General features: G+C 62.9%; 14 protein-coding genes. 8 read left to right on the forward strand and 6 right to left on the reverse strand.

Translation table 11 applies throughout. From position 1 onward, the window contains the following. Window positions 1-2 precede the first annotated feature (2 nt). The 4 genes from PGB28_RS02870 to PGB28_RS02885 form a co-directional block, all read right to left on the reverse strand. Window positions 3-683 (reverse strand): DUF1194 domain-containing protein, encoded by a 681-nt coding sequence (locus PGB28_RS02870; RefSeq protein WP_271419976.1) that lies wholly within the window; start codon window positions 681-683, stop codon window positions 3-5. Next, entirely contained in the window at window positions 683-1,111 is a 429-nt protein-coding gene (locus PGB28_RS02875; protein ID WP_271419977.1) for a VOC family protein, read from the reverse strand. Before PGB28_RS02875 ends, PGB28_RS02870 begins: the two co-directional genes overlap by 1 nt. A 97-nt stretch (window positions 1,112-1,208) precedes the next feature. Further along, window positions 1,209-2,579 carry a tetratricopeptide repeat protein gene (locus PGB28_RS02880; RefSeq protein WP_271419978.1) on the reverse strand — a complete coding sequence of 457 codons (1,371 nt, stop codon included), beginning with the start codon at window positions 2,577-2,579 and terminating at the stop codon, window positions 1,209-1,211. An 18-nt stretch (window positions 2,580-2,597) separates the two neighbouring features. Continuing rightward, window positions 2,598-3,659: a hypothetical protein gene (locus tag PGB28_RS02885; protein WP_271419979.1), complete on the reverse strand. Its 1,062-nt coding sequence runs from the start codon at window positions 3,657-3,659 to the stop codon at window positions 2,598-2,600. A 199-nt stretch (window positions 3,660-3,858) separates the two neighbouring features. Between PGB28_RS02885 and thyX the strand changes: the two genes are divergently transcribed. Together thyX and PGB28_RS02895 are read left to right on the forward strand one after the other, a co-directional pair. Continuing rightward, a complete protein-coding gene (thyX, locus tag PGB28_RS02890) occupies window positions 3,859-4,770 on the forward strand; it encodes an FAD-dependent thymidylate synthase (RefSeq protein WP_271419980.1) in 912 nt (303 codons plus the stop codon). A 53-nt stretch (window positions 4,771-4,823) separates the two neighbouring features. Next, window positions 4,824-5,573 (forward strand): hypothetical protein, encoded by a 750-nt coding sequence (locus tag PGB28_RS02895; RefSeq protein WP_271419981.1) that lies wholly within the window; start codon window positions 4,824-4,826, stop codon window positions 5,571-5,573. Window positions 5,574-5,763: 190 nt separating this feature from the next. On the opposite strand, the gene PGB28_RS02900 is transcribed toward PGB28_RS02895, so the two are convergent. Together PGB28_RS02900 and PGB28_RS02905 are read right to left on the reverse strand one after the other, a co-directional pair. Continuing rightward, complete coding sequence (locus PGB28_RS02900) at window positions 5,764-7,875, reverse strand: caspase family protein (protein WP_271419982.1); 2,112 nt, start codon at window positions 7,873-7,875, stop codon at window positions 5,764-5,766. 10 nt (window positions 7,876-7,885) lie between these two features. Further along, window positions 7,886-8,527: a hypothetical protein gene (locus PGB28_RS02905; RefSeq protein ID WP_271419983.1), complete on the reverse strand. Its 642-nt coding sequence runs from the start codon at window positions 8,525-8,527 to the stop codon at window positions 7,886-7,888. A gap of 178 nt (window positions 8,528-8,705) precedes the next feature. Between PGB28_RS02905 and PGB28_RS02910 the strand changes: the two genes are divergently transcribed. From PGB28_RS02910 to PGB28_RS02935, 6 genes are all read left to right on the forward strand, one after another. Continuing rightward, entirely contained in the window at window positions 8,706-10,022 is a 1,317-nt protein-coding gene (locus PGB28_RS02910) for a trypsin-like peptidase domain-containing protein (RefSeq protein WP_271419984.1), read from the forward strand. Window positions 10,023-10,035: 13 nt separating this feature from the next. Continuing rightward, entirely contained in the window at window positions 10,036-10,791 is a 756-nt protein-coding gene (locus tag PGB28_RS02915; RefSeq protein WP_271419985.1) for a response regulator transcription factor, read from the forward strand. After that, window positions 10,788-12,158: a sensor histidine kinase gene (locus tag PGB28_RS02920; protein ID WP_271419986.1), complete on the forward strand. Its 1,371-nt coding sequence runs from the start codon at window positions 10,788-10,790 to the stop codon at window positions 12,156-12,158. Before PGB28_RS02915 ends, PGB28_RS02920 begins: the two co-directional genes overlap by 4 nt. Window positions 12,159-12,283: 125 nt before the next feature. Further along, a complete protein-coding gene (locus PGB28_RS02925; RefSeq protein WP_271419987.1) occupies window positions 12,284-13,747 on the forward strand; it encodes a patatin-like phospholipase family protein in 1,464 nt (487 codons plus the stop codon). Window positions 13,748-13,810: 63 nt separating this feature from the next. Beyond that, window positions 13,811-15,817 (forward strand): caspase family protein, encoded by a 2,007-nt coding sequence (locus PGB28_RS02930; protein ID WP_271419988.1) that lies wholly within the window; start codon window positions 13,811-13,813, stop codon window positions 15,815-15,817. A 64-nt stretch (window positions 15,818-15,881) separates the two neighbouring features. Next, window positions 15,882-16,955 carry a serine protease gene (locus tag PGB28_RS02935; RefSeq protein ID WP_271419989.1) on the forward strand — a complete coding sequence of 358 codons (1,074 nt, stop codon included), beginning with the start codon at window positions 15,882-15,884 and terminating at the stop codon, window positions 16,953-16,955. Window positions 16,956-16,962 lie beyond the last annotated feature (7 nt).

Genomic DNA, 16,962 nt, shown 5'->3' on the forward strand with positions numbered 1-16,962 from the left:
GCTTACCGCCGCCCCAGCACCAATTCCCGCGTTTCGCGGTAAAGCTTGCGGGTCATGGCCTCCTGAAATCCCTGATAACCGTCGGCCCGTTCGAGAAAGGCGCGCGGTCCGTGCAGCACCTCTTGCCGGTAATAGGGCACAACACGCGGATCATCGCCGGTGACGACCAGCCCATTGACCGTGACTCCGGCAAAAGGAAAATGTTTATAGGCCAGTTGCGGGCGGAACCCGTCATTGGTGACCCCGTCGCCAGAGACATCGACGACACTGCGGTCGCACGTGGGCGCGTCACGTAACATGCCCGCCGCATAGCCAAGCGCATAACCCATGGCTGTCGGAAACTCGGTATAGGATCGTTCGGCGCGCAGCACCCGCGTCGCAACGTTTTCCAGATCGGCCAGAGAGGTGATCCGCACCCAGTCCTGGATGATTTTCTGTTGCCGACGTCCCGACCATTCGAAAATCGCCAGCGCCACCTCACCCGTCCCGTCGAGCATGGCCGCCGCCACGCCCGCGTCGGTCAGCGCCGCCGCCAGTCCGCGGCGTTGCAGGGCGTGTTCCTGTGCATCCACCGATGAGGACACATCCACCGCCAGCACCAGCGCAAGGCGGCAGGAGGCCTGCGCGCCCGTTGCCTGAACGGTTGTCCAGACCAGCAGACAACAGGCGGCCAGCCAGCGCATTACCAGTGCCCGGTGTTTTCCATGCTGGCCCAAGGCTCCTGCGGCGGCAGGTCATCGCCTTTTTGGAGCAGTTCGATGGAAATATTGTCGGGGGAGCGGACAAAGGCCATATGCCCGTCGCGCGGCGGGCGATTGATCGTCACACCCGCGTCCATAAGCGTCTGACACATGTCGTAGATGTTATCGACGCTATAGGCCAGATGGCCGAAATGGCGGCTGTCGCTGGGCAGGCCCTCGTCCCCATCCCAGTTATAGGTCAGCTCGACGGGGCAGTCCTCTTGCCCCTCGGGGGCCATGAAAACAAGTGTGAACCGGCCCTTTTCACTGTCATGGCGCCGGGTCTCTTTCAGACCGAGCAGCGCGTAGAAGGCCATGGATTTTTCCAGATCCTTTACCCGGACCATCGTGTGCAGATAGCGAAGTGTCATGATGCCTCTCCTGTTGTTGGACAGACCCTAGGCGATCCGTGACCCATGTCCAGCCCACGCAAAGGTCCGCGATCGGGGCTGGGGACGCGAAACCCTGTCAGAAAGAGGATTCGAGGCCGAGCTTCACGCCGAAGTTCTCGCGGTCATACTGGCCCATGTTGGACTCGACCTTGCTGCCGTCCAAAGTGACCGTCGGAACGAAGCCGTAATATTCCAGCGGCGTGATTTCCGCGCGGATCTTGGCGCTGTAGCTTTTTTCCATCCGGTCCAGGTTGCGCACCATGGAACCGTCATGATGCTTGGTGGACATGGACAGGCCAAAATCCCAGTTCAGGCCCAGAACCGGCTTGCCCAGCGTCAGACCGGCCGCGATGCCGTAGGACAGGTAATCCATGGATGAGAAATCCGATTTGCTTTTCTCGTGGCTCAGGTCAAGGCTGAAACTATGCCCCGACGCGCCAAAGCGGTGGCGCATGCCTGCGGTGTATTCCAGCGCCTCGGAATCCCCGGTCCGGCTCAACGCGTCCTGACCGGAATAGGCGACGCCGACATAGAGCCCGGTTTCCTTGGAGATCATCACATCCTGCCGCAGCGATGCGGAAAGACCCCGAGTATAGGGTTCCCCGCCATACCAGGTTTTGTTCCATCCGATGGACGCCCGGAACGGGCCCGGCGCGCCGTCCAGCTTGCCCATATGGGCAAGCGTGACGCTCAGGCTGGTAAACTCGAAATCCGAAGCCTTGGCATTGGGCGCGGTCTTTTTGGCCTCATCGGACAGCACGTAGCTGCGGTTGTTATAACTCAGGTAGATGTCCGATTTATGCTTGGGCTGATCGAGAAAACGGAACCGTGTGGTGACGCCATGGGCGGTTTCCACACCCGAAAGCGCCTTGGCCGCGCCGCCAAGCTCGGCCTTGACGGTGCCGAAAAACGGGAAGTCATACAGCCCCTCGTCCTTGACCGACCCGTTGTTGAGATTGCTTACGGGGGAGACCGAAAAGCTCAGCTGTGTCTGGAACCGGTTGCGCGCCTGAACATAGCGGAAATCGCGCACCGCCGTGTTTTTCATCGCCTCGTTCGGGGCCACCTGCGCGGCCTGGCGCAGCCACATCTGGGCCAGCGTGCGGGTTCCGCCCGTGGCCAGCGCCTGTGCGCGCACCAGAGCGGCGGCGTATTTCTCGGTATCGGTGTCTGCCTCCCGCCATGCCTGGCGGGCGGCCTGCCTTGCGGCTTTGAGATCCCCGCTGTCGCGCGCGGCCCGGCTCCGGAGCACGAGCGCGTCCACATCGGCCGGATCGCGTTTGAGCAGGGCCTCGGTGACATCCAGCGTGGTCTTGTGGTCCCCGACCTGCAGGGCGCGCACCGCCAGAACCCGCATCTGATCCGGGGTCAGAGTCACGGGTTCTGCGGCCACGCCAAGCGTGAGGCACACCAATCCGGCGGCTGTGAGAGTGCGAATGCGGCGCATCTGCGCGAGACCTCGGGTTTAGCGGGTTACAATGAACCCGCCGGTTTCACGCACCGTCACCCCGATACCGCGTGGATCTTCCGAGGTTACCACGATAATGCCCACAACCTCATCCGCATTGTCGCCAGAGACAATGCCGTAGAAATCGCCGCTTTCAAGTGTGGCCACAACCCCTTCGGAATTTACGAAACGGCTCGCGACACTACCGAGCATTTCGCCGTTTTCGTCGAGCGCATTGGAGATATCGAACTGGATAACGGGCAGCTGCCCAAAGGGAACCCCATATTCCGATTCCAATGCCGAGACAACGCTTGCGGTGATGTCATTGCCGTTGGCGTCGAATATGCGCCTGTTGTAGATCTGGCCGTCAACCGCATAACCGTCGTTGAAATCGTTGAAATCGATGGTTAAATCGGCCGTCCCGGTCACGAACTCAATGCCGTCGGTACCGTTGAAGTCGCGCAGCCCCGCATAGCCGCCCGTATAGCGGGCAAAGCCACTGGCGGGCAGGGTCACGCGGCCATGGCGCGTGTACATAAAGCCGCCAAAGCCGTAATCCGCATAGGCACCGGTGCGCACGATGGCGAATTCGCTCTGCCCCGAGGCGCTGACCGCGTGAATGGCCTTGTGCTGGAACTGGGTGGCCACGAGGCCATTGACCGGATCGTTCACGAAATTCTCGTTCTCGTAGACGCGGAAGGGCGTCATTGGTCCGAGGCTGTTTTCCAGGGCGGTCCCGGTCAGATCCATACGCTGATACACGTTGTCGCCGTCGAACGGCAGGTTATCGACGCTGAACGTGTCATCGGTCGGGTTATAGGCATAGGACTCGGCAATGCCCGACCCTTCGGCCCCGTTGACCGGTTCGTAGCGAATGATTGAACTGTTGGCCGACGGGTTCTCCGTGCCCGGGGGCATGGTGCGCCCCGTAGTAGGTGGCGTTGTCGTGCCGCCACCGCCGCCCCCGCCGGTCGTGGTTGGATCAGGACGATGCGGATTGTCCTTGCCCGTCGACCCGTCACAAGCCGCCACAATAGCCATAGTGCCCGCCAGCATCAGCGGAAGAAGAAAACGTTTCATGAAACTGCCCCGGTCTTTTGCCCGTTTGTTTTGTCCACAGGTGGCGCGCGAGGGGCGAAAAAGTCAATGATAAAAGCGGGCTGCGCGCGAAACCTCATGCGGGTGAGGCTTCATCGCAATACCTGATATGTCCGTTTTTAACCCGGCGAACACCAGATATAGTGGGGCACCGACTCATCTAGTGGAAAGGATTCGCCCCATGTCCGTCACGCCCGAACAGCAGGCCGAAATCGACGCGGAACGCGCCACCCCGCGCCAGACCCTGCGCGCCGTCTCTCCGGGCATGGAGGATCATCTGTATACCGCCTATCCGGTGCTGGACCACGGATTTATCCGCGTCGTGGACTATATGGGCGACGATGCCGCCATCTGTCAGGCCGCCCGCGTGTCCTATGGCAAGGGTACCAAGTCGGTGCAGAATGACGAGGGGCTGATCCGCTACCTCATGCGCCACTGGCACTCCACGCCCTTCGAGATGTGCGAGATCAAGCTGCATGTGAAACTGCCCGTCTTCGTGGCGCGGCAATGGATCCGGCACCGCACGGCTAACGTGAACGAATACTCCGCCCGCTATTCGATCCTTGACCGCGAGTTCTATATCCCCGCTCCCGAGGCGCTGGCCGCGCAATCGGTGATCAACAACCAGGGTCGGGGCGAGGCGCTGACCGGGGAAGAGGCCGACCGCGTGCTGCGCTACCTGCGCGACGACGCGATGCGCTGCTATGACCATTATGAAGAGATGATTTCACAGGACGGGCAGGCAGGGCTGGCCCGCGAGTTGGCGCGCATGAACCTGCCCGCCAATGTCTATACGCAATGGTATTGGAAGGTGGACCTGCACAACCTGCTGCATTTCCTCCGCCTGCGCGCCGACGCACACGCCCAATACGAAATCCGCGTCTATGCCGATGAGATCTGCAAAGTGGTGGCTGACTGGGTGCCGTTTGCGTTCAAGGCGTTCGAGGATTATCGCATGGGGGGCGCGACTTTGTCTGCCACAGCCCTTGATTGTATTCGCCGGATGTTGAAGGGTGAGGCGGTGACACAGGAAAACTCCGGCATGTCCAAGGGGGAATGGCAGGAGTTTGAGGGGGTTTTGAACATCTCCTGATAGTCTTGTCGTAGAAAGTGGATTTCTGCATACCCAAATAAAATAGGCCGAATATGAAGCTCTTCGAAAATGGGTTGATAGCGATTGGCGTATTTATCGGCGTTTGTCTGGTGATATCCGTCGAGTTTTATGCGGACTTTTTTGGAACTTCTATAGAGCCTTCTGAAACTTTCGCCGCAACAATACTAGGTGCCGCGATTGCTCTAGTGGGAACGTTCGTCACGATCTACGCCCAGGCTGAATCACAAGAAAAAGCACGCATAGAAAGGGATCAGGCACTAGTCTCTGGAATTTTTGTGAAATTTCAGGACATGACGAATAACCTGTATCACTTCCGCAAACATATACGGGATAGTTTCGAAGAGAACGGTACAGGAGATCAAGGCAACCCCGGATTATTTATCCGGGCTTTGGCAGGTTACCCGGAGCCTGTATTCTTTACGGTCGAAGAAAGGGCTGTATTCCTTCGCTACCGCAATGCTGAAGTGTTCAATGATGTTTCTCAATGGGCACCAATCCACAATTCTCTACTGAACGCGTTTAAACTTTATGGTGAACTTAGGCAGGAGTTTACTTTGAAGACGCCGGCGACGATTAGTGGCGGCGACCTTGGAACAAGTACATTTACTTCAGAAGAATTCAAAAGTGTCGCGCCTATAATTGCCCAGCTGAACCATTTGGCCACACAGCTTCAGGAGAGATGTGAACGTGACTACTCCGAATGTTCTGAAGCTATGATGAAAATAAGAGCCGAAGTACAGGAAATTTGCAAAATTCAGCTTGACCTAGAGTGCCCAGAATAGTTGGGCGCATTGCGCTTGCCAGCGCGAAATAGCGGCGAAGCCGCCGCGCTATCGCCAGACCGCCCGCACGGGCTGGCGATTTGGCCACCCGCGCGACACGCTCGAACCTTTTGCGGATTTGGCAAGCATAAAGTGTCCCGCTCTGATGTTTGATCGCCATCCCGCGGTCTGGCGAAAGCGCGGCTCCACCCTACGGTCGCACCGTATCCAGCTCAAACTGCACAAAGAGCGGCACGGGATCCGGCTCTTTCTTGCGCCGTGACAGGCTCATCGCCGCGCGGGTGGTGGTGCCGAACCCGGCCTCGTCCAACAGCCCCCGGATACCGTCCGGGGCATTGCCCACCGCGCGGGTCCGCTCCACGGCAGATTGTTCGAGGAACGACAGATCTTCCACCTCGGATTGCGGATCGGCGGGGGAGAAGACGACGATCACCCGTTCGCGGCCAAAGCTGGCATCCGTGATCAGGATATAATCCTCGTCAAGCGTGTCGCCGGGCTGCAGCCGCCCATTATCCATGAAGCTGATCGAATAATCTGATCCCACATAGAGGATGTTGAAATCCACCGGCTTGTCCGTCGGGTTGGTGAGGTTCAGCCCGATCGTGTCATCGGGCAGCACGCGCGGCACCGACGCGGGCGCCAGCATCGTGCGGCTGTCCGGCGCGACAATGCCGTTTTCCGCGTCGAACCGCCCGCGCACCATCTGCGCCTCGACCTTGACGGCAGAGGCGGCGGAGGTCGCCGCGCCCACCTTCATCAGGTTCAGCGCGCGGGCCATGCGGGTGAGGTTGTCAGCCACCACCTCGGCCAGTTCTGTGGCGGTCTTGTCCCCGGTCGAGACCGAGGGGATGTCCGCCAGTTCGCTGTCATCCGTCACACCGGAGGCCGACATGAACCACAGCGCGTCGGGCCGGGGGCTGTCGGCAAACACCGCAAGCCGGATATCGGCCTCTGTGTCTCCCGCAGGCACATAGCGGATGCGCGGGCCCGTAAGCGCGGAGTCCTCGATCACCTTGAGCGCGGCGGTCATGGCATCAGAAGGTGCCGATCCCGGCGCGGGCAGGGCAACGGTGAGCGACAGGTCCAGCGTCTCGCCGATCTTGCGCAGCACAGCCCCCGGCGGCGCGTCAGAGGCTGCGAAATCCACCGCCTGCGCCAGTGCGCCAAAGGTCGTGACCTCGGTCACCGAAAACGTCGCCAGCGCCGCATCATCGGGATCAGCGGGCGAGGCGAGCAATGCCAGCGTCATGCCCGGCGCCAGCCCGTGCAATTGCCCCGCCTTGATCGCAAGCGCGTCGCCTTTGACCTCCACATCCCATTGCAGGATGCGGTCGCCCTCGTCGCGGCCAAAGACCGGCAGGTCCAGGTCACCCTCGAACAGCGGCGTCGTGCGGGCAAGGTTGCGCGTGCCGTATTTGCGCAGCACCTCCTGTCCCAGCTGGCGATAGGTGATGCCGGGGCGTTCGGCGAGCGTTTCAAACAGCGTATAGGTGAAGACCCCCTGCAGGCGGCGGTTGGCCTTGCCCTTGGGCATGTTCTTTTCCGGCGTCGTCTCGTTGGTTTGGGCGGCGAAAAACGCGGTGAGCTTGCCCATCTCACCGGTGGTTGCCATGGGCACAGGTGCTTCGGCGCGGGCGCGCGGATCGGGCAGGGCCCGGGTCTGGATGCTGTCCATGGCATCAGGCGGAATGGCCAGCGCACCGGGGGGCAATTGCCGCAAACGCACCTCTTCCGTGCCGGGGGCGGCGCGGGTGGCGGTGCCGGAATGGCAGCTGTCAAACACGACCCAGACATCGGCACCCCGCGCGCGGATGGCGTCGATCATCTGGCCGATCTCGTCATCGACCAGCGCGTTTTCGACCTGCCCTATCGTGTCCTCCCATGGGCCGATATCGACGGGCAGAAAGATCTCGTCCAGCCCGTCCAGTTCCGAGGACGGATCGGCGGCGGGCATCTGGGAACCATGGCCGGAGAAATGCAGGTAAACGAAATCCCCCGGCTCAGCGCGCGCGGCCAGGGCGGCAAACTCGGCCCGGATCGCGGCCAGTGTCGGCGCGTCGGCCCCTTCCAGCCCATCGGCCAGAATGGCAATATTCCCGGCGTCAAAGGGCAGGGCCGGGTTGGACTGCAGGTATTGCGCAACAAGGTCCACATCATTGGCCGGCCCGCGCAGCCAGAACCGTTCGTCCAGCGCCGGATAGGTCGAGGCCCCGATCAAGAGCGCATGACCTTCGCGCGCCAGGGCCAGACCGGGAACAAGCGCCGCCATCGTGACCAGCGCGGTGAGCGTTTTACGAACCATGTCCCGCCCCCTAGTTGGTGATCAGCGAATAGCCCGTCGCGCCGCGCCCGCGATTGCGCACTACCACGGTAAAGGCCGCTTCCTGTGCCGGGGTCCAGCCGCAATGGGCGATGGCGCTGATATCGGTGTCCGAACAGACCAGCCGTTTCTGCGCGTCATAGACATAGAGGTCGAGATTGGCACCGTTTTTGCCCTCGATATAGACATCGGCATACTCATTGCCGCGATAGACCATGGGCGGGTAGGTGTCTGTCCCGCCATCTCGGATCGTGGTGATGGAATAAAGCTGGCCGCTTTTCACGCCCTTGGAGCGCTCCGAGCGGATATCCTCGGCCAGCCCGGTGATGATGTCATCCTCGGGGGCCATGGCCACGGCGGCCTTGAGGATATCCTCCCAACCGATGGGGCTGGCATCGCCAAGGTCCTCATCGGGGGCGGCCATGTCCTTGTCCGGCACCCGCTCGGTCTGTTTCAGGTCCAGCCCCTTGCGCAGCTTGGCTGCCGCGATCAGCAACAGCGGATCATCCGCCTCGACCCCGGCGATGAACAATTCCGCTGAAAGAGAGGCGATCTGCGCGGGCGTCTGTTCGGCCAATGCGGGCGCAGCGGAGAGCGACAGGCTCAGCGCGGCGGCAGTCAGAAAACGGGTCATTTCAAACTCCTGATCAAAACCAGAGGATCAATCCTTTGATATCTATAATGCGGTCCAACGCCCCATTTTCAAAGGGTTTCCTGTGGCATTCCTGCACTTAACAGGTCTTTTCATGTGTGTTGCGGGCGTCGCGCCCATAGTTTCGGGGCAACGCAAATAGACTTTGAAGGATGCCTTCATGCGACCCCAAACATTGACCCGACCCATGCGGTTTGTCCTGCCGTTCCTGTCCTTTCTGGCCCTGTCCGCCCCGGGCGCGGCCGAGGCGCAATGCGCACCCGACGAGGCGGGGCTCAACCGCGCGCTGGAGGCCACGCTGGTGGTTGCCGGGGCCGACCGCGACCGGGGCTTTCTGGGCTCTGCGGTGCTCTGGCGCGACGGGCGCTTTGCGGTGACGGCGGCGCATGTGGTGGGCGAACGTCGCCGGGTGCGTCTGCGCAATGCGCTGGGCTTTGAAGTGGTGGCCGATGTGGTCATCATCGACGCGGCGCGCGATGTGGCTTTTGTCAAACTGGCGCAAGCCGTGATGGGTGAGGGGCTGGAACTGCGCACGACCGCGCTGCGCGTTGGCGAAACGGTTTATGCCATCGGAGCCCCGTTCGAGGCAGAGCAGACCGTGACCTCTGGCATCATTTCCTCGCGCCAGCGGCAAGTAGACCCGGCGGTGCCGGTTTTCCTGATCCAGCATGACGCGGCCATCAACGCGGGTAGCTCCGGCGGTCCGCTCGTCGATGCCGAAGGCCGCCTGATCGGGATCAACGCGGAACTGGCGGAACAAAGCCGCTTTTTCAATGGCATCGCCTATGCCCTGCCCGCCAAGCTTTTGGGCGATGTCTATGACGGTGTTCTGAATGACGTACCGGTGCTGGGCCTGCGCCTGCGCCCTGTGGACTGGATGGTGGCCGAGGCGCTGGGGCTCGACGAGGCGCAGGGCCTGTTGGTGGATTATGTCATGCCCGGTGGTGCGGCGGATGCGGCGGGGCTGAAAGCCGGGGATATCCTGATTGCCGTGGATGGCCGCCTGATCCGGCGCGAGGGCGATTTCGCCCTGCTGCTGGATGCGCGGACCGAACCCACTGTGACGCTGAATGTCATGCGGGGCGACCACCGGATCGACCTTGTGCTGGATTTCTCGACCGAGGAGATCGAGGTGATCATGGGCGCTGCCCCCACTGCGGGCGTGGCCCCGATCCGTCCGCGCACAACGCTGGAAAAGCTGGGCGTGATCATCACCGGTCGTCGGGTGACCGAGATTTCGCCCACCAGCCCGGCCTATCTCGCCGGCCTTTCCGTCGGCGATGAGATTCTGGCCATTGATGGCGTGCCGGTCGAGGCCGGGTTTGTCTGGCCGGAAATTCAGGGCGCGGTGCTTCTGCTGGTGCGCACCGCAACCGGACAGACCAAACACGTGGTCTTTGATCCCTATTCCAATGATCAGGCCATGCGACCCATTGGCGGGGCGAATGTGCTTGACCCCGTGGTGATTACCCTTTGATCTGGAGGCAAAGATGAACGCGATTGCAATGACCAAAGACCATACAGACATTGAAGCCGACGCCCATGTCGAAAAACCCCGTCGCATCCTGATTGTCGAAGATGACGCCGCCGCCGCGCGCGCCATGTCCGAAGCGGTCGAGGATCTGGGTTGTGAACCCATCGTGATGCGCAATTACGAGGACGGGATCAAAGCCGCCGGGCTGGCCAATTTCGCGGTGATCATCTTTGACCGGATGTTGCCGGGCGGCGACGGGGTGGAGGCGATTGCCCGCATCCGCGCGGGTGGCTCCACGGCTCTGATCCTCGTGGTCTCGGCGCTGGGCCGCGCCTCGAACAAGATCGAGGGGCTGGAAAAGGGGGCGGATGACTACCTTGCCAAGCCCTTTGACCCCGAGGAGTTGCGCGCGCGGCTCCGGGCGCTGCTGCGCCGTCAGGAAATGACCGTGCTGGACAATGACCTGATTGCCTTTGGCGCTCTGGAGATCCGCATGAAGGCGCGCACCGTGCATGTGAAACGCGAGCATGTCCCGGTCAGCCCCAAGGAATTTGACCTGATCACCTATCTCGCGCAAAACGCCGGACAGGTAGTGACGCGGATGCAGCTTCTGGAACATGTCTGGAACCTGCATTTCGACCCGCAGACCAACGTGGTGGACGTGCATGTGGGCCGGTTGCGTCGCAAGCTTGAAGGCGCGGCGGGCCGTCCGGTGATCCATACCGCGCGCGGCGAAGGTTATGTGTTCGACCCCAGCCGGGGCGCTGAATGAGGCGTCTGAGACTTGCCCGCTCGGCCAGCTTGCGCCTCACGCTGGCCATCGCGGGGACAATCCTTTTGCTCGCGCTCTTGGCCATGGCGGTGCTCTATGGCCGCGCGGAACAGGCGTTGGCGCGGCAAGAGGCAGAGCTTCTCAAGGCGGATATCGACAGCTTTGCCGAGCTTTATGACCAGCGCCGCATCCCGGCGCTGCGTCAGGCGATTGATGACCGGGCATCCGTCACGCCGCAGGGGCAGGCGCTCTACCTGTTGCAGAACCGGCGCGGCGAAACGCTGGCCGGGAACATCGCCGACTGGCCCGAAGATCTGCCCGCAATGGCCGGAGGCGTGACCGAGGCCGCGCCGCGTGTATTCGCGCTACCCGACGGGACCGAGCAATATAACGGCGTGGCCCGCGTGCTGCCGGGTGGCTTTCCGCTCTTGGTCGCGCGGTCCACGACGCTGGCGCAGGAAACGCTGGCCGATATGCGCCGCACGATCCTCTGGGTCGGGCTGGGGCTTGTGGCGCTCGCGGCGCTCACCGGCGGGTTCGTCAGCCGCATGGTCCTGCGCCGTATCGACCGGGTCAACGCGCTGGCCGACCAGGTGGCCGAAGGCGACCTGGCTGCGCGCCTGCCGGGGGAGCGGAGCCCGGACGAGTTCGGCGCGCTGGAGGCGCATGTCCATGCCATGCTGGACCGGATCCAGAACCTGAACGCCGCCACCAACCGCCTCTCGGACGCCATCGCCCATGAATTGCGCACGCCGCTCAACCGCATCCAGCAAAAACTCGGCAAGCTGGAGGGGCAACCCGACCTCGTCGAGGAAATCCGCGGTGAGATGAAGGGCACGATCCGGATTTTCGACGCACTGCTGGACATTTCCGGCGCTCTGGCCGCGCAGGGACAGAAACCGGGCCTTGTGCCGGTGGACCTGTCCACCTTGGCCGAAGAGGTGTTCGAGCTTTATGACGCGGTGGCCGAGGACAAGGGCATCACCTGCGCATTGGGGGTGGAGGAGCCGGGGATGATGATCCTTGGCGACCGGTCGCTGCTGGCGCAGCTCATGTCCAACCTTCTGGAAAACGCGATCAAATTCTGCAACCCCGGCGACACGATCACCCTGTCCCTGATCGAAGGGAATGGCGGGCGCCATATTCTGGAGGTGTCCGACACCGGACCGGGCGTGCCCGAGGACATCCGCAATGACCTGTTCGAGACCTTCGTGCGGGCCGAGCGAGACCGCGACAAGGCCGGGCACGGGCTTGGCCTCGCGCTGGTCAAGGCCATCGCGGCCCGCCACGGGGCCAAGGTGGATCTTCCGCGACGCGATAGGGGCTTTGCGCTGGCCGTGGCGTTTCCGGTGCTGGATGTTGGATGACGCGGCAGGGCGCATGAACTACGCACTCTACGCGGCATCAAGGCCTCTTTTCCGGTCCCCGGACTGGATAAAATCCCCCAACCCCTTAAGCTTACGAGGCAATTGATTGATTCGCGGGCGTTTTTATGAATCCAGGGGGGATGATCGCGCTGGCGCTCACGCTGCTATTGGCAGGCTGCGCCGCGCTCAACAAGCCTTTGAACCTCGCCTTGTCGGACGGGGCCAATGTGCCACTGGTCGAACAGGATCGCGGCATCCGGGACGGTGTCTATGTCGGGCTGGCCTTTTCCGGCGGTGGCATGCGGGCCTCGGCCTTTGCGCATGGGGTGCTGGAGGAGCTGCGCGCGCTGAGCCGGTCCGAAGGTGACGCGGATGGTGTGTTGTCCGATGTGCGGCTGGTCACCGGCGTGTCCGGCGGATCGGTCACAGCGGCGCATTTCGGCCTCTATGGTCCCGGCAGCGTCGATGGCTACCGCGAAAAATACCTGATCACCAATGCCGAGAAATACATGGCCAATTCGCCGCTCAACCCGCTGACGCTGGTGCGCGGGCTGTCGGGCGGGGCCAACGGGCGCAAGACCTTTGGCCGCTATCTGGACGAGACCTTGTTTCGCGGCGCGACCTTCGGCGATCTGCGCAGACGCTCGAAAATCCAGACCTGGATCAACGCCACCGATGTTGCGAACAAGGTGACCTTTCTTTTCAGCCCCGAAACCTTTGACGCGCTCTGCTCGGACCTGTCGGAATTTCCGTTGTCCGATGCGGTTGCGGCCTCTGCCGCGTTCCCGCTGGTCTTCAGCCCCATCGTGCTGGAGGCGCATTCGGGCCAATGTGACTACCAAGAGCCCGACTGGCTGACCGCGGCGCGTCATAATCCCGAGGCCACGGCCGCCATGGTTGCCCATGCCGAGGCGCTGGAGAGCTATGCCAGCGGCGAGGAGGTGAAATACCTCAAGCTGCTGGACGGCGGCATCACCGACAATTTCGGCACCACGGGGCTGGCGGTGGAACGCGCCCGGGCCCAGACTCCTTATGCGCCGCTGAGCGCGGCGGACGCGGTCAGGATGCGGCGCATGCTGTTTCTGGTGGCCGATGCGGGCACCCGGCGCGATCTCGACTGGACCTCGCGGCTGCGCGGGCCGGGCGGCGTGCAACTGGCCATGTCAATCGCCAACAGCTCCATGGGCGCGGCGTCACGCACCGGCTATGACGCGATGCGTCTGCAATTGTCGGCCTGGGAGCGCGATCTAGTAGAGTACCGCTGTGCGCTGGGACCGGCCGAAGTGCGCCGTCTGCGCGGCTCGCTGGCGGGCTGGGATTGCAAGGACGTGAAGTTTTTCGTGGGGCAGGTGTCCTTCCGGGGCCTTCCCGATGACATGCGCGACGAATTGGACGAAATCCCCACCCGTCTGAAACTGCCGGTGGAACAGGTGGATCTTGCGATCGAGGCCGGGCGGCTCTCCACCCGCCAGAATGCCGAGGTGCAGGGCTTCCTGCGCGCCGCAGGGTTCATCGACACCGATGCGCTTCTGGCCGGGCGGGGCGATGGTCCGGCCCCGCGCCGCATCGCGCCGATCCGGAAAGAATGACAAATGCGGACAGGACGGGCAGCACAGCTTGAGACGCGCGGGCGCAGTGGCAAGATAGGGGCCATGACCAAACGGCTTGTTTCCATATCCTGCCTTGCGCTTGCCTGTGCGACGACACCTGCCACGGCAGAGATGCGCGCGCTTCTGGTGGGGGTGTCGGATTACCTGCACCTTGACGCGGACCTGCGCGGCCCGCGCAACGATGTGGGGCTGATGGCGCGCGCCCTGATTGCACGCGGAGCAAGAGCAAGCGACATCACGGTGTTGGCGGAACCCTCGGCGACATTGCCCGAAGGCGTGGTAAATGCGGGCTTGCCGACGCGTGCGGCCATTCTGGACGGGCTGGATGATCTGGCCGGGGCCGGCGCAGACCATGCGGTGTTCTATTTCTCCGGTCACGGCACGCAGATGCCGGACATGGATGGCGATGAGCAGGGCGGCTATGACGAGATTTTCCTGCCCGCTGATGCCAGGGGCTGGAATGGTGCCAAGGGCTTGGTCGAGAATGCCATTATCGACGATGAGCTGCGCGTCCGGATGCAGGCCATTCTGGACAGCGGCGCGCAGCTGGTGGCGATGATTGACGCCTGCCATTCCGAAACCGGGTTTCGCGCCTTGCCGGACTCGCCCGCCGCGCCCGTGGCCCGCTATGTCGCGCCGGGGCTTTTGAACCTGCCATCAGAGCTGCCGGAGGCCGATGGTACGGGGGAACCGGCACCGCCGCTGACCGGTGAGTTCGTCTTTCTCTATGCTGCCCAAAGCGATCAGCGCGCGTTCGAATACCCGTTGGGCGACGCGGAAAACCCTGATAGCTGGTACGGCGATTTCACGCGCAACGTCGCCACCGCGCTGGAAAGCGGCGCGGTGCTGAACTGGTCCGATGTGCTGCAAAGCGCTATGGCCGGGATGAATGCGGACGCGCCCGCCACCCAGACACCGGATGCTGAGGGTACGCTGCTGAACGCCGCTGTGCTGGGGCAGGATGATCCACTGCCACCGGTGATCCGCGTGGCGGGGGGCAAGCTGCAATCCGGGTCCCTGCAAGGCGTGCAGACCGGCGCAATCTATGAGATTTCCGCCACACCCGGCGGCGAGGCCATCGCGCAGGCGACGGTCACCTCGGTCAAGCCAATGGAGGCGCAATTGCAGTCTGCGCAGGGCCTGTCGGGCGCAGGCTTCGCGCGGCTTGTGACGCCCGGTCAGCCGCACCCGATCCGCGTGGCCGGGCCAGTTGTGGCGGATGCGGGGGACTATACGGCGCTCATGGCCGAGATCGACCGGCTCAAGGCGGCGAAAGCCCCCGATGGCGTCCAATGGACCGACGGCGCGGCGGATTTCACCCTAGTGCTGACCGACGGCGCGGTCGCGCTGACCGGTCGGGACGGGGTGGTTGACGGCGCCGGGGCCGGATCATCGCCACGGGCTGGCACGATGGACGCGCTGCATGATGTCATCGCGGATGCCGCCCGTACTGCGCGCTTGCGTGCCGCCGTCACGCAGGTGTCCAGCGGCCGCACCGGCTTTTCCCTGCCGGGGCTGGGGCCGAAATACGCCATGACCCATATCGCCGTGACCGGTGCCGATGACAGCTGCGAGGGCGGCGAAATGGGTGATGAACAGGCCGTGTCCAAAACGGTTATTGTCACCCGCTGCGACCAGCTTTGGCTGGAGGTGCACAACCCGACCAAGACCGCGCGCGATGTGACGGTGCTCTATATCGATGCTGATAACGGGATCACGGCGATCTGGCCCGGGGCGGGGCTGTCAAACCGCGTGGGGTTTGACGAACGGATCGAGGCGGGGCTGCTGATTGCCAATCCGGCACAGAAACACGGGCTGGAAGAGGTTCTGATCCTCTCGGTCCCTGCCGACAAGGACGCGCCGCGCACGGTGCTGACCGCGTTGGCCGATCCCGCCGCCAGCCGCGCGGTGCCCGAAGGGGCGTCGGGCACGGTCTCCTGGCTGATGCAGGCCAGCCTGCCAGACGCCGCCACCCGTAACCTCACCCTGCCGGGATCCATGTCTACCCTTGAAGTGATACGGTTTTCGGTCAAACTGGAGCCAGATTGACCGCGTGGCATCATCCATTTCCGTTAACCCTTTAATCCAACGATCCAACAATAGGACTTCCAACATGACACAAAGGAAAACCCTTCTTTCCGTTGTCCTGTCCGGCTTTGTGGCCATGGGCACAGGCGCCATGGCCCAGGAGCTCTCAGGCGGGGAGATGGCGGCGGACCCCAACAAGGTCAACCCGTTCAACTTTGCCGCCTCGGACGCCAAGAAAGAGATGCTCGAAGAGCAGGCGGCAGAAGCGGCCGAGGCCGGTGATCGCGTAATCGGCGGCGAAGTGGCTGCCAGTGGCGCATGGCCGTGGCAGGTTGCGCTGATGATTGGCGGCCAGCCCACCACGCCGGATGCGCAGTTCTGCGGCGGCACCATGGTGCTGGACACCTGGGTTCTGACCGCGGCGCATTGCATCTACATGCCCGATGGCGAAGGCGGCAATTTCCAGCTTCAGCCGGGCCAGTTCGACATTCTGGTGGGCACCAACACCCTCACACCCGGCAGCGGTGACCGTGTGCCGGTGGCGGGCGTGTTCCGTCACCCCGAATATGACACGCGCCTGTTCGACAGCGATATTGCGCTGGTGAAGCTTGCCCGCGCGCCGCAGGTGCCGTACAAGACGATCAACGTGCCCGATGAAAGTTTTGGCGAGGTGCTCGATCAACAGGGCATTCCCACCATCGTGACCGGCTGGGGTCTTGTGAACGGCGCCAAGCGGACCGAGGCGATGATGCAGGCCGAAATTCAGGTGCTGAGCCGCGATACCTGTAACAACGCGATGATGACCGCCCGTGCCGAGGCCGCCGCGCCGCGCGTGGTCGAGGCCGCGTCGATCTTTGCGCTGGATCAGGCTCAGACCGAAGAGGTCTGGAGCGAGCTTCTGTCGCGCGCGCCGCTGCCGCTGTCGCCGAACATGATCTGTTCCGGCACCTTTGAGGGTGGCAAGACCTCGTGCCAGGGCGATTCCGGTGGCCCGCTTGTCGTGCCGCTGGATGACGGTTCCTACATTCAGGCCGGTGTCGTGAGCTGGGGTCTCGTGGGCAGCGGGTCGACGACCTGCGCGGAAGACGCGTTCTTCTCGGCCTACACCAAGACGTCGCGCTTCGTGCCGTGGCTGAACCAGATCATCAGCTCTAACTAAGCTCCCC

This window comes from Primorskyibacter aestuariivivens (genome assembly GCF_028023675.1).
Taxonomy (GTDB): domain Bacteria; phylum Pseudomonadota; class Alphaproteobacteria; order Rhodobacterales; family Rhodobacteraceae; genus Marinovum; species Marinovum aestuariivivens.

Bases quoted from the DNA above. Each gene is read 5' to 3' on its own strand.
- PGB28_RS02870 (WP_271419976.1), bottom strand. From the start codon at position 683: ATGCGCTGGCTGGCCGCCTGTTGTCTGCTGGTCTGGACAACCGTTCAG.
- PGB28_RS02875 (WP_271419977.1), bottom strand. From the start codon at position 1,111: ATGACACTTCGCTATCTGCACACGATGGTCCGGGTAAAGGATCTGGAA.
- PGB28_RS02880 (WP_271419978.1), bottom strand. From the start codon at position 2,579: ATGCGCCGCATTCGCACTCTCACAGCCGCCGGATTGGTGTGCCTCACG.
- PGB28_RS02885 (WP_271419979.1), bottom strand. From the start codon at position 3,659: ATGAAACGTTTTCTTCTTCCGCTGATGCTGGCGGGCACTATGGCTATT.
- thyX (WP_271419980.1), top strand. From the start codon at position 3,859: ATGTCCGTCACGCCCGAACAGCAGGCCGAAATCGACGCGGAACGCGCC.
- PGB28_RS02895 (WP_271419981.1), top strand. From the start codon at position 4,824: ATGAAGCTCTTCGAAAATGGGTTGATAGCGATTGGCGTATTTATCGGC.
- PGB28_RS02900 (WP_271419982.1), bottom strand. From the start codon at position 7,875: ATGGTTCGTAAAACGCTCACCGCGCTGGTCACGATGGCGGCGCTTGTT.
- PGB28_RS02905 (WP_271419983.1), bottom strand. From the start codon at position 8,527: ATGACCCGTTTTCTGACTGCCGCCGCGCTGAGCCTGTCGCTCTCCGCT.
- PGB28_RS02910 (WP_271419984.1), top strand. From the start codon at position 8,706: ATGCGACCCCAAACATTGACCCGACCCATGCGGTTTGTCCTGCCGTTC.
- PGB28_RS02915 (WP_271419985.1), top strand. From the start codon at position 10,036: ATGAACGCGATTGCAATGACCAAAGACCATACAGACATTGAAGCCGAC.
- PGB28_RS02920 (WP_271419986.1), top strand. From the start codon at position 10,788: ATGAGGCGTCTGAGACTTGCCCGCTCGGCCAGCTTGCGCCTCACGCTG.
- PGB28_RS02925 (WP_271419987.1), top strand. From the start codon at position 12,284: ATGAATCCAGGGGGGATGATCGCGCTGGCGCTCACGCTGCTATTGGCA.
- PGB28_RS02930 (WP_271419988.1), top strand. From the start codon at position 13,811: ATGACCAAACGGCTTGTTTCCATATCCTGCCTTGCGCTTGCCTGTGCG.
- PGB28_RS02935 (WP_271419989.1), top strand. From the start codon at position 15,882: ATGACACAAAGGAAAACCCTTCTTTCCGTTGTCCTGTCCGGCTTTGTG.